The organism is Nocardioides zeae (assembly GCF_030818655.1).
Taxonomy (GTDB): Bacteria; Actinomycetota; Actinomycetes; order Propionibacteriales; family Nocardioidaceae; genus Nocardioides; species Nocardioides zeae_A.
Genome location: NZ_JAUTAN010000001.1, coordinates 936,986 through 948,869 on the forward strand (window position 1 = coordinate 936,986; position 11,884 = coordinate 948,869).

Consider the following 11,884-nt stretch of genomic DNA (forward strand, 5'->3'; position numbering starts at 1 on the left):
GCCGGTGGCGGACGACGCGGGTCTCGACGCCGCCGGGCCGGACGAGCGCCTCCTCGCGGAGGCGGACGCCCTCTACGCGCTCGCGCCCGGTGACTTCACCCCGGCGCGTGACGCCCGCGCCAGGGAGCTGAAGCGGGAGGCCCCGGAGCTCGCCGCCGCGGTCAAGGGGCTGCGGCGGCCGTCGGTCGCCGCCTGGTTGGTGGACCAGCTGGTCCGCCACGACCCCGACCGGGTCGACGAGCTGCTCCAGGTGGGTGCGGCCCTCCGGGAGGCCCAGGACGCCCTCTCCGCCGACGACCTCCGCGCCTTCACCAAGCAGCGCCGCCAGCTGACGGCGTCGGTCACCACCCGTGCCCGTGCGCTCGGCCGCCAGCTCGGCACGAAGGTGAGCGAGTCGGTCGCCGAGCAGGTCGAGGCGACGCTCACGGCGGCCGTGCTCGACGCCGGGGCGGGGGAGGCGGTCCGCACGGGCCTGCTCGTCACGGCGCTGCGACCGGCCGGCGTCGACCCGGTGGACGTCGACGCGGCCCTCGCGGTCCCGGGAGCGGCCGGGCACGTCGCCGTACCGGTCGACGGGTCCGGGGACACCGAGGAGACGGCCGGCCCGGCCCTGCGGGTCGTGCCCGACGACCCGGGCGCGGACGACCGGCGCCGCCAGGAGGCGGAGGACGCGCTCGCGGCCGCGGAGGAGGCGCTCGGTGCCGCCGAGGCGGAGCTGGAGGAGGTCGAGGAGGAGGTCGAGGACCTCGAGGCCCGCTCGCTCCAGGCCGAGGCACGGGTCGAGGAGCTGCGGACCCGCCTCGCGGAGGCCGAGACCCGGCAGGCCCGCGTCGAGGACCAGCTGGCCGACGCCGAGGAGTCGCGGGACGAGCAGCGCGAGGCCGTCGACGCCGCTCGCGCCGAGCGCGACGAGGCCCGCCAGCGGCTCAGCCGCTGGACCTGAGGCGTCGAGCCGGAGCGTCTCGTCCAGGTCGACGACGCCCACGCGCGTGAAACGCCCGCGGGTGGGGAAGGGCGCTGCTCGGCGGCGCGTCGGTGGACGTGACCTCCACGCGAGGGCAGAGTGGAGCGCCACGGGGCCGACGACGTCGTCGGTCCGCCGGGCGCTCAGGTGAGCCGGACGGAGGACCAGGCGATGGCGGAACCAAGCACGAACGCACCGACGGGGCAGGCGGGACAGACAGGGCAGACGGGGCACGCGACGGGAGAGCCCGAGCTGAAGCGGGTGATGGGCCCGGGACTGCTGCTGCTGTTCATCATCGGCGACATCGTCGGCGCGGGCATCTTCGCGATCACCGGCAGCGTGGCCGGACAGGTCGGCGGCGTCGCCTGGCTCCCGTTCCTCGTCGCGTTCGCGATCGCGACGGTGACGGCGTGCTCCTACCTGGAGATGGTGACGAAGTACCCGGAGGCCTCCGGCGCGGCGCTCTACGTGCACAAGGCCTTCGGCATGCACTTCGTGACCTTCATCGTCGCGTTCACCGTGATGTGCTCGGGCATCACCAGCGCGGCGACCTCGTCGAACCTCGTCGCGGGCAACCTGCTCGTCGGGTTCGACCGCGTCGTCGGAGGCGTGCCCACCGGCAACATCGCGACGCTGCTCACGGCCCTGGCCATCGTGGTGCTGCTGGCCCTCGTCAACATCCGGGGCGTCAGCGAGAGCGTGAAGCTCAACGTGGTCATGACCGTCGTGACCATCCTGGCGCTCGCCATCGTCATCACGATCGGCATCTGGACCGCCGCCTCGGGCGAGGGCGACGTCGGTCGCATCACGGTCTTCGAGTCCAGCGACGACCGCAACCTCTTCGCGGCCGTCACCGTCGCGACGGCCATCGCGTTCTTCGCGATGGTCGGGTTCGAGGACTCGGTCAACATGGTCGAGGAGACCAAGAACCCGCTCAAGGTCTTCCCGCGCGTCATGCTCACCGGCCTCGGCTTCTGCGCGCTGCTCTACGTGCTGGTCGCGATCACCGTGGTGCTCGTCATCCCGCTCGACGACATCTCCACGCCGACCAGCGAGGCCGGCATCCTGCTCGACGTGGTCAAGGTCGGCGCCCCGGGCATCCCGGTGGACACGATCTTCCCGTTCCTCACCGTCTTCGCGGTGGTCAACACCGCGCTCATCAACATGCTGATGGCGAGCCGCCTCGTCTACGGCATGGCGAAGCAGGGCGTGCTGCCGCGCTCGCTCGGCCACGTGCTGCCGAGCCGCCGCACCCCGTGGGTGGCCATCGCCTTCACCACGGCGCTCGCCATCGGCCTCATCTGCTACGTGCGCCTCTCCGACCCCGACGGCGAGGGCACCGTGGTGCCCGCCCTCGGCGGCACGACGGCCCTCCTGCTCCTGGCGGTGTTCGCCGTCGTCAACGTCTGCGTGCTCATCCTGCGCCGCGACCCGACGCCCGAGGGCGCCTTCCGCGTGCCGACCGTGCTCCCCGTGGTCGGCACGGTCGCCTGCCTCTACCTCGTCGGGCCCTGGGCCCGCCTCCCGGAGCAGTACATCCAGTACCGGATCGGCGGTGCGCTCCTCGTCATCGGCGTCGTGCTGTGGGCCGTGACCTGGTTCGCCAACCGCGCGCTGCGCTCGGAGCGCACGGGCTTCCGGGACGTCGAGGACCTGGAGGGCTGACCGCTCCGGCCGGAGCCGCGCGTCGCGCACCTGGTGAAACGGGTTCGGAGGGGAGGGACCCCGCGTCGTACCCTGGGCCGGTGAGCATTCCCGACCTGGCTTCCCTGCACGCCCTCGGCGCCGCGCAGCAGCCGACCTATCCCGACCGCGCGCGCCTCGAGGACGCCGTGACGACCCTGCGGACCGCTCCGCCGCTGGTGTTTGCCGGCGAGTGCGACGACCTGACGGCGAAGATCGCCGCGGTCGCGCGCGGCGAGGCGTTCCTCCTCCAGGGCGGCGACTGCGCGGAGACCTTCGCGGGCGTGACGGCGGAGAACGTGCGCAACAAGCTGCGCGTCCTGCTCCAGATGGCCGTCGTGCTGACGTACGCCGCGAAGGTGCCCGTGGTGAAGATCGGGCGCCTGGCGGGGCAGTACGCCAAGCCGCGCTCCTCCGACCTGGAGACCCGCGACGGGGTGACGCTGCCGGCGTACCGCGGTGACGCCGTCAACGGCTACGAGTTCACGCCCGAGTCGCGCATCCCGAACCCGCAGCGCCTCGTCGACGTCTACAACGCGTCGGCGGCGACCCTCAACCTGGTCCGGGCGTTCACGACGGGTGGCTACGCCGACCTCCGCCAGGTCAGCGAGTGGAACACCGACTTCGTGCGCAGCTCGCCGGTCGGGCAGCGCTACGAGGCGCTCGCGGGCGAGATCCAGAGCGCGCTCGACTTCATGGCGGCCATCGGTGCCGACCCGGTCGAGTTCCACAAGGTCGACTTCCACTCGTCCCACGAGGCACTGGTCCTCGAGTACGAGCACGCGCTGACCCGCATCGACTCCCGCACGGAGCTGCCCTACAACGTGTCGGGCCACATGGTCTGGATCGGCGAGCGCACCCGGCAGCTCGACGGCGCGCACGTGGAGTACTTCAGCCACATCCGCAACCCCATCGGCTGCAAGCTCGGCCCGTCGGCGACCGCCGACGACGCGCTCGCCCTGGCGGCGAAGCTCAACCCGTCGAACGAGCCCGGGCGCCTCACCTTCATCACGCGCTTCGGTGCGGCGAAGGTGCGCGACGGCCTGCCGCCGCTGGTCGAGAAGGTCACCGCCGAGGGCGTGCAGGTGGCGTGGGTCAGCGACCCGATGCACGGCAACACCTTCGAGGCGTCGACGGGCTACAAGACGCGCCGCTTCGACGACGTGCTCGACGAGATCCGCGGCTTCTTCGAGGTGCACCGTGCGCTCGGCACCGTGCCCGGCGGCATGATGGTCGAGATGACCGGTGACGACGTGACCGAGATCGTCGGCGGTGGCGAGGAGATCGACGAGCACGGTCTCGCGCACCGCTACGAGTCGGTCGTCGACCCGCGGCTCAACCGCGTCCAGTCGCTCGAGCTGGCGTTCCACGTCGCCGAGATGCTGCGCGCCACCCCGACCGCGGCTCCCACCGGGGCATGACGGAGGCGACCGCACGACCGGTCGACCTCCGCTCCGACACCCTGACGTCGCCGACCCCCGCGATGCGCCGCGCCATGGCGGACGCGGAGGTCGGCGACGACGTGTACGGCGAGGACCCCACGGTCCGGGCGCTCGAGGAGCGCGTCGCCGCGCTGCTGGGTCACGAGGCCGCCCTCTTCTGCCCCACCGGGTCGATGGCCAACGTGCTGGCGCTCCGCACGCTCGTCGGCGTCGGCGAGGAGGTGCTCTGCGAGTCGCGGGCCCACATCGCGCGGGCGGAGCTCGGGGCGCACGCGGCCTACACCGGCCTGACGATGCGCACGTGGAGCGACCCCCGCGGGGGCGTCGACCTGGCGGCGGTCGAGGACCTCTTCGCGCCCGACCTCGGCCCGTTCTTCGTGGCCACGCGGGCCGTCGCGATCGAGAACACCCACAACTTCGCGGGCGGCACCGTGGCGCCACTGGCCGACCTGGAGGCCCTGCGCTCGTTCGCCGACGCCCACGGCGTCGGGATCCACCTCGACGGTGCGCGCATCTGGAACGCCCACGTGGCGACCGGGGTGCCGCTCGCGACGTACGGCGGGCTCGTCGACGTCGCCGCCGTCTGCCTGTCCAAGGGCCTGGGGGCGCCGATCGGCTCCCTCGTCGTCGGCAGCGCCGACGCGGTGGCCGAGAGCCGCGTGTGGCGCAAGCGCATGGGTGGGGGCATGCGCCAGGTGGGCGTGCTGGCCGCGGCCGGCCTGCACGCGCTCGAGCACCACGTCGAGCGGCTGGCGGACGACCACGCCCACGCACGGTTGCTCGCCGAGGCGTGGGACGTCGACCCCGCCGGGGTCGAGACCAACATCGTGGTGCGGGAGGTGGGCGACGCGGCGGCGTACGTCGCGGCCGCGGCCGCCGAGGGCGTGCGGGTGTCGGCGCTGGGCCGGACCACGGTGCGGCTCGTGACGCACCTCGACGTGACGCGCGACGACGCCGAGCGGGCCGCAGGGGTGCTCGCCTCCCTGCCGCGCTGACGCGGCTCCGCCGGGGCCGTCAGTCGAGCTCGGCCACCGGCGCGCCGTCGAGCTCGACCTCGCTGATCGGGGTGCGGTCGGCCCCGCCGTGGCCCGAGACCGCGACGATCTCCAGCTCGACCGTCGAGGTGCGCGCGGCCGGGATGGTGACCGTCTGCATCGCCCGGTCGTCGACGAGGTCCTGCTCGAGCACCCGGCCGTCGTCGAACGTCCACCGCACCTGCGTGACGTGCCGGTTGCGGACGTACCAGTCGACCTCGCCACCGTCGGGGTCCGTGTCGACCTTGTCGTAGCCGTTGACGAGGCCGACCGTGGTCACCGCCACCTCCTCGCCGAACGAGAACGTCAGCACCTCGCCGGTGCCGTCGCCCTCGACCCGCCACGTGGTGCTGGTGTCGCCGTCGACCAGGTTCTCCGCGCCGTACTCGACCCGGCTGCCGTCGAGGCTCGTGCCGGCCGGGGCGGTGCGCGACGCCGAGGCGGTCGCCAGGTCGCTCAGCGCGCGCGGCTCGGGCACGTCGAGGTCGGGCTCCGCGTCCGTCGCGTCGGGCGCGGCGGTGTCCGCGGGGTCGTCGGCCCCCGCGGACCCCTGGGCTCCTTGGGCTCCCTCGGCCTCTTGAGTCCGGGTCGGATCGGTGTCGCGGGCCAGCAGGATGCTGCCGCCGACGACGACGCCGACGAGGAGCACGGCGAGCAGCACGACGAGGACGGGCAGGGCACGCGAGGGACGCCGCCGCGGTGGCTCCGGGAGCGGGTCGGGCCCCGTGGCGGGCGGGGCGGCGGCCACCTCGTCGGCGTACAGCGGGAAGCGCGGCCCGTCGCCGTGCCCGCCCGGTGTCCAGGCGACGGGCGGCACCTCGGTCCCCGGGGCGGTGGGCGTCGCGTCCGTCGCCGTGGCGGACGGGGGGTCCGACACCGCCAGGGGCGCCTCGACACGAGGGATGCGGGCGTTGGTGCCCGTGCCGGACCCGGTGCCGGCGTCGAGCGGACGCCCGCAGTGCCCGCAGAACCGGCCGCCGCTCACGGCCCTGCCGCACCCGGCGCAGACGCTCACCCGTCGACCTCCGACCCGGCGGCCTCCCGCAGCTTCTTCAGGAGGGGGAGGTCGGGGTCGTCGGCGTCCCGGGAGCCGGGGGTCTCCAGCACGAACGGCACCCCGTCGGTCGCGGGGTGGCGGAAGAGCTCCTCGAACGCGCCGAGCCCGATGTGGCCCTGCCCGATCTTCTCGTGGCGGTCGCGCAGCGAGCCGCGCACGTCGAGGGAGTCGTTGGCGTGCACGAGGCGCAGGCGGCCCTCGCCCGCGACCTCCACGAGCCGGTCGAGGGTCGCCGTCGTGCCGCCCGGCTCGTCCAGCGGGGCACCGGCGGCGAAGACGTGGCAGGTGTCGAGGCAGACCCCGACGCGCGGGTGCCGGTCGACGGCGTCGAGGTAGGCCGGCAGGTCGTCGACGCCCGCACAGAGGGAGCGACCCTGGCCGGCGGTCGGCTCGAGCAGCAGCCACGGGCCGTCGTCGCCGAGCGCGTCGAGCACGGGCAGGAGTCCCTCGCGCACCTGGCGCAGGGCCGCGGCGTACCGCTCCTCGGCGCGCTCCGGGTCGACCTCCACGAACGACCCGGTGTGCACGACGACGCCCTCGGCGCGGATCCGGGCCGCCCGCTCGAGGTTGTGGGCGACGACGGCCACCGAGCGCTCGTACGTCGCGGGGGTGGGCGAACCGAGGTTCACGAGGTAGGGCGTGTGGACGAACGTGCGGAGGCCCGCGTCGCGGGCGCCCTCGGCGAAGCCGGCGTCGACGCGGGGGTCGCCCGGGGTGAGGGACCAGCCCCGCGGGTTGCCGACGAACACCTGGACGGCCTCGCAGCCGAGCTCCAGGGCGGTGCGGAGGGCGCCGTCGCGGAGGTTCCTGCCCACGGGCACATGGGTTCCGACCGGGTTGCGCATGGGGCGCGAGTCTAGGGCGTGGCCCGCCTCAGAGCACGGTCAGCGTCACGGTGGTGCCGCGTCGCACCTGCTCGCCGGTGCCCGGGCTGACCCCGGTCACGTAGCCGATCCGGGGTCCGTCGCCGCCGATCAGGCCCTGCTCGTCGACGACGAGGCCGAGGCCCTCGAGCTGCCCGCGGACGTCCTCCACGCGGGCTCCGACGAGCCCGTCGGGGATGGTCACGAGCTCGGGTCCCTTGGACACGACGAGCGTGACCGTGTCCCCGAGGTTGAGGGTGCCGCCGCTGGGGTCCTGGCTGATCACCGTGCCCGCCGGGACCGTGTCGGAGAACTCCTCGGAGACGCTCACCTGCAGCTCGTCGCCCTGGATCTCCGGGTCGCCGGTGGTCAGGGCCGCCTCGGCCTCCCCGCGGGAGCGGCCGGTGAAGTCCTCCACGGGGATGGGCCGCCGGCCCAGGCTGAGCACGACGGTCACGGTCTCGTCCGGACGGACCACCGTGCCCTGGGCGGGGTCGGTCGCGATCACCGCACCCTCGGGCACCTCCTCGTCGTACTGCGGCTCGGCCTCGGCGTACGCGAGGTTCGTGCTCTCCAGCGCCTCCCGGGCCTCGTCGGCGGTGCGGCCGCGGAGCGACGGCACGGCGTACCGCTCGGGCCCGCGCGAGATGGTGAGCGTGATGGTGCCGCCGCGCACGAGCTCCTCGCCGCCCTCGGGGTCCGTCGCCATGACGAGGCCGGCGGCGACGGTCTCCGAGTACCCGGCCGGTCCGATCTCGACGTCGAAGCCGTCGGCCTGCGCCCGCTCGGTCGCCTCGGCCTGCGTGAGGTCGAGCAGGCGGGGGGCCGGCACGTAGCGCCACGACAGGAAGTAGAAGGCCAGGCCGCCCACGAGCGCGAGCACGATGACCAGGGAGCCCAGCAGCCGGGCGCGGCGGCGCGAGGCCCGGCGGGCGGCGAGGGCGGCGTCCTCGTCGGCGTCCTCGTCGGCGTCCTCGTCGGCGTCGTCCGCGTCCTGCTCGCCCAGGAACAGGCGGCTGGTCACCTCGCCCCGCTCCGAGCCCGGCGGCGGTGCCACCGGCGGCGCCGGCGGCGGGAGCGTGCCGGGCGGGCGGCGGCGCACCGCGGTCGCGCCGTCGTCGGGCACGGGGGAGGAGGCCTGGGCCAGCGCGGGGTAGAGCTCGGCCTCCGCGAAGCCGTCGCCGCGCAGGGACGCCAGGTCGGCCGCGTCGAAGGGCTCCGGCGAGGTGTCGGTGTCGTCGGGGGCGGCGGGCCGGGGGAGCAGGTCCGCCACGAGGTCGTCGTCGCGCGCCACGCCCTCGTTGAGCGCCTGCTGCACCCGACGGACGTGGTGGAGCAGGACGCCGGCGTCCGCGGGCCGCTGCGAGCGGTCGCGCGCGGTGGCCCGCGCGACGAGGGCGTCGACGTACGCCGGGAGCCCCGGCACCAGCCGCGACGGCGGCGGCACGTCGGCGTGCACGTGCTTGTAGGCGATCTGGATCGGCGTCTCGCCCTGGTGCGGCTTCTGGCCGGTCAGCAGCTCGTGGAGCACCACGCCCAGCGCGTAGACGTCGGCACGGGCGTCGGACGTGCCGTCCACGACGAGCTCGGGCGCCAGGTAGGACACCGTGCCGATGAGCACGCCGCCGGTGGTCGTGTGGTGCGAGTCCGCGTCGACGGCGCGCGCCAGGCCGAAGTCGGCGACCTTGACCCGCCCGTCGTCGGCGATGAGGACGTTCTCCGGCTTCACGTCCCGGTGCACGATGCCGGCGCGGTGCGCGGCGCTGACGGCGGCGACGATCGGCTCCAGCAGGGCCAGGGCCCGGGCCGGGCTGAGGGGCGCCCGGTCGCGGATGACGTCGCGCAGCGTGCTGCCGGGCACGTACTCCATGACCAGGTAGGTCAGCCCGGCGTCGCTGCCCTGGTCGTGGACCGCCACGACGTTGGGGTGGGAGAGGCGCGCCGCGGCCTGGGCCTCTCGCACGAACCGCTGCGCGAAGCTCGCGTTGCCGGTGACGGGGTCGCCGAGGGACGGGTGCATGACCTTGACCGCCACCGTGCGGTCGAGGCGGAGGTCGGTGGCGACGTGCACGCTCGCCATGCCGCCCCGGGCCACGAGCTCGCCGATGCGGTAGCGGTCCTCGAGCACGCGGCCGGCTAGGTCCGGACCGACCCCTGCGGGGCCGCCGGGACCCCGGGAGGCGGGTGGCTCGTCGGGCAGCACGATGGTCCTCGTCGTCGTCGTGGCCGACGCCGCGTCCGGCGGGCCCTGCGGGTCAGGATACGGAACGCCACGCCCCCGCCCGGTGCCGTGGCGGACGACCGGCGTGTTCGTCGCGGCCGGGTGACCTGAGACGATGGCGCGCATGAGCGAGACGACGGGAGCGCCGGACCTCGGGGCGCTGGTGGGTGACTGGATCGACTGGGCCGAGACCGGGCGACGCCTGGGCGTGAGCGTGTCCCGCGTGCGGACGCTCATCCGGGAGAACCAGCTGCCGGCGGCCGTGCCGTCCCCGGGGGCCGGTCAGCAGGTCCCGGCGCTGTTCGTGCAGGACGGCGAGCTCCTCAAGGGCCTCCCCGGCCTGACGGTGATGATGTCGGACCACGGGTTCGACCACCGCGAGATCATCGAGTGGCTCTACACCGACGCCGACCTGCCGGGCCGCCCGGTCGACGCGCTCGTCGAGAACCGCGGCGCCGAGGTCAAGCGGCGCGCGCAGGCGATGCACTGACCCTCACGACGTACGCCGCGTGGCCGCCACCGCCAGTGCCTCGAGCGCCGCGGTGGCCGGGGCGGGGAAGCGGGCGGCGGCCAGCGCCTCGAGCGCCGTGGTCGTCAGCCCCGCGATGAGGTCCTCGACGGCCGCCTCGGCTCCGCTGCTGCGGAAGAGCCCGCGCAGCCGGTCCACCGCGGCGGCGTCGAGCGGCGTGCCGAGCGCGGCGTCGAGCACGGCCGCGTCGTCCGCCGGCAGGGCCTCGAGGGCCAGCGCGACGAGCACGGTCCGCTTGCCCTCCACGAGGTCGTCGCCGGCGGGCTTGCCCGTCGTCGCGGGCTCGCCGAAGACGCCGAGCTGGTCGTCGCGCAGCTGGAAGGCCTCGCCGAGGGGCAGGCCGAAGTCGGTCAGTGCCCGCAGCTGCGCGGCGTCGCCCCCGGCCAGCGCGGCCCCGACGTGGAGCGGACGCTCGACGGAGTACTTCGCCGACTTGTAGCGCAGCACCCGCATCGCCTCCGCGACGTCGGCCCGGCCGCGGGCCTGCACCGAGACGTCGAGGAACTGGCCGGTCACGACCTCGCTGCGGCAGTGGTCGAACACCTCGAGGGCCGGCGCGACCGCCGGCAGCGGCAGCCCGCACCGCCGCAGGAGCTCGTCGGCCCAGCTCAGCAGGAGGTCGCCGAGCAGGACGGCCGCGGCCGCGCCGTACTGCTCCGGGTCGCCGGTCCACCCCGCCTCCCGGTGCCGGGCCTCGAACGCGCGGTGCGTCGCCGGCCGGCCGCGGCGGGTGTCGGAGGCGTCCATGAGGTCGTCGTGCACGAGCGCGCTCGCCTGCAGCACCTCGAGGGCGGCGGCGGCCCGGACGACCGCGCGGACCTCCTCCGGCGTGGGGTCGGGGCGCACCGCGAGGAAGCCCCAGAAGCAGAACCGGCCGCGCAGCCGCTTGCCGCCGCTCACGGTGACCCGCGCCTCCGCGAGCAGCGCGGCGGCGTCGGGGCCGAGCGGCGCGAGGCGCTCGGCCTGCTCGTCGAGGAACTCCGCGAGCGCGTCGGCGATGGCTCCCGCGAGGTCGAACCGGGCGACGTCGAGGGTCTCGGGTGGCACACGTCGACCCTAGGTCATGGGGGTGGGAGCACCGGCTGGTGGACGCCTCCGGCCGGGACGTGCGGCGCGACCTAGGATCGGTGATCGTGAGCGACGACCTGCCCGGCACCCCGACGCCCGGCCCCCGCCAGCCCAGCGAGCCCGGCCGGCCCAGCATCGGTGAGCTGCTGCGCCGCGGCGACCGCTCCTTCTCCTTCGAGTTCTTCCCGCCCAAGGACGCCGCCGGCGAGGAGCAGTTGTGGACGGCGCTGCACGAGCTGCAGCCCTACCAGCCGACGTTCGTCTCCGTGACGTACGGCGCCGGCGGCTCCACCCGCGACCGCACGATCGGCATGACGGGTCGGATCGCCCGGGAGACCACGCTGCGGGCCATGGGCCACCTCACGTGCGTCGGCCACACGCGCGACGAGCTCGTCGACGTGCTCCGCGCGTACGCCGCGGCCGGCGTCCACGACGTGCTGGCGCTGCGGGGCGACCCGGCCGAGGGGCCCTCGGCGCCGTGGACGCCCACCGAGGGCGGGCTGCACCACGCCGTCGAGCTCGTCGAGCTGGCCCGGTCCCTGGACGGGGCGCTCGGCACGCCCTTCGGCATCGGCGTGGCCGCCTTCCCGGAGCGCCACCCGGGCTCCGAGAGCGTCGAGCACGACGCGCGCGTGCTGGCCGCGAAGGCCGCCGCGGGGGCCGACTTCGCCGTCAGCCAGCTGTTCTTCCGGCCGGGCGACTACTTCGCGCTGGTCGAGCGCACCCGGGCCGCGGGCGCCGACATCCCGATCCTCCCGGGCATCATGCCGATCACCAACCTCGCCTCCGTGCGCCGGATGGCGGAGCTGTCGGGCTGCGAGGTGCCGACGGAGGTCATGGCCCGCTTCGACGGCGTCACGGAGCCCGCCGAGGTGCGGCGCGTCGGTGTCGAGCTGGCGACCGAGCTGTGCGACGCCCTGCTCGCGGGCGGGGCCCCGGGCCTGCACTTCTACACGCTCAACCGCTCGCGGGCGACGCGCGACATCTTCGCGGCGCTGCGCATCGCGGCCTGACGGAGCCGCT

General features: G+C 75.0%; 10 protein-coding genes. 6 read left to right on the plus strand and 4 right to left on the minus strand.

What is annotated here, in order from left to right:
* The first annotated feature begins 4 nt into the window (after positions 1-4).
* The 4 genes from QE405_RS04450 (at position 5) to QE405_RS04465 (ending at position 5,084) form a co-directional block, all read left to right on the plus strand.
* Positions 5-943 (plus strand): hypothetical protein, encoded by a 939-nt coding sequence (locus tag QE405_RS04450; protein WP_307199007.1) that lies wholly within the window; start codon positions 5-7, stop codon positions 941-943.
* A gap of 192 nt (positions 944-1,135) precedes the next feature.
* Complete coding sequence (locus tag QE405_RS04455; protein WP_307199008.1) at positions 1,136-2,629, plus strand: APC family permease; 1,494 nt, start codon at positions 1,136-1,138, stop codon at positions 2,627-2,629.
* 80 nt (positions 2,630-2,709) lie between these two features.
* Positions 2,710-4,068: a class II 3-deoxy-7-phosphoheptulonate synthase gene (locus tag QE405_RS04460; protein ID WP_307199009.1), complete on the plus strand. Its 1,359-nt coding sequence runs from the start codon at positions 2,710-2,712 to the stop codon at positions 4,066-4,068.
* On the plus strand, positions 4,065-5,084 hold the full coding sequence (locus QE405_RS04465; RefSeq protein WP_307199010.1) for a threonine aldolase family protein: 1,020 nt from the start codon (positions 4,065-4,067) through the stop codon (positions 5,082-5,084). Before QE405_RS04460 ends, QE405_RS04465 begins: the two co-directional genes overlap by 4 nt.
* Before the next feature lie 19 nt (positions 5,085-5,103).
* Here QE405_RS04465 and QE405_RS04470 read toward each other — a convergent pair whose 3' ends face one another.
* The 3 genes from QE405_RS04470 to pknB are packed head-to-tail and all read right to left on the minus strand — an operon-like array spanning position 5,104 to position 9,246.
* On the minus strand, positions 5,104-6,138 hold the full coding sequence (locus tag QE405_RS04470; protein ID WP_307199011.1) for a discoidin domain-containing protein: 1,035 nt from the start codon (positions 6,136-6,138) through the stop codon (positions 5,104-5,106).
* Positions 6,135-7,025: a deoxyribonuclease IV gene (locus QE405_RS04475; RefSeq protein WP_307199012.1), complete on the minus strand. Its 891-nt coding sequence runs from the start codon at positions 7,023-7,025 to the stop codon at positions 6,135-6,137. Before QE405_RS04475 ends, QE405_RS04470 begins: the two co-directional genes overlap by 4 nt.
* A 28-nt stretch (positions 7,026-7,053) precedes the next feature.
* Positions 7,054-9,246 carry a Stk1 family PASTA domain-containing Ser/Thr kinase gene (pknB, locus tag QE405_RS04480; RefSeq protein ID WP_307199013.1) on the minus strand — a complete coding sequence of 731 codons (2,193 nt, stop codon included), beginning with the start codon at positions 9,244-9,246 and terminating at the stop codon, positions 7,054-7,056.
* Positions 9,247-9,388: 142 nt separating this feature from the next.
* Here pknB and QE405_RS04485 point away from each other — a divergent pair, with 142 nt between their 5' ends.
* The gene (locus QE405_RS04485) at positions 9,389-9,754 is read left to right on the plus strand and encodes an Rv2175c family DNA-binding protein (RefSeq protein WP_307199014.1); all 366 of its coding nucleotides are present in this window, start codon (positions 9,389-9,391) and stop codon (positions 9,752-9,754) included.
* A gap of 3 nt (positions 9,755-9,757) precedes the next feature.
* On the opposite strand, the gene QE405_RS04490 is transcribed toward QE405_RS04485, so the two are convergent.
* Positions 9,758-10,840, minus strand: a complete 1,083-nt coding sequence (locus tag QE405_RS04490) for a polyprenyl synthetase family protein (protein WP_307199015.1) — start codon at positions 10,838-10,840, stop codon at positions 9,758-9,760.
* A gap of 86 nt (positions 10,841-10,926) precedes the next feature.
* Between QE405_RS04490 and metF the strand changes: the two genes are divergently transcribed.
* Positions 10,927-11,874: a methylenetetrahydrofolate reductase [NAD(P)H] gene (gene metF, locus QE405_RS04495; RefSeq protein WP_307199016.1), complete on the plus strand. Its 948-nt coding sequence runs from the start codon at positions 10,927-10,929 to the stop codon at positions 11,872-11,874.
* The last annotated feature ends 10 nt before the right edge of the window (positions 11,875-11,884 follow it).

What these genes read in the sequence shown, in the direction of transcription:
- QE405_RS04475 (WP_307199012.1), bottom strand. Translation starts at nt 7,025, where the DNA reads ATGCGCAACCCGGTCGGAACCCATGTGCCCGTGGGCAGGAACCTCCGC.
- QE405_RS04465 (WP_307199010.1), top strand. Translation starts at nt 4,065, where the DNA reads ATGACGGAGGCGACCGCACGACCGGTCGACCTCCGCTCCGACACCCTG.
- QE405_RS04485 (WP_307199014.1), top strand. Translation starts at nt 9,389, where the DNA reads ATGAGCGAGACGACGGGAGCGCCGGACCTCGGGGCGCTGGTGGGTGAC.
- QE405_RS04455 (WP_307199008.1), top strand. Translation starts at nt 1,136, where the DNA reads ATGGCGGAACCAAGCACGAACGCACCGACGGGGCAGGCGGGACAGACA.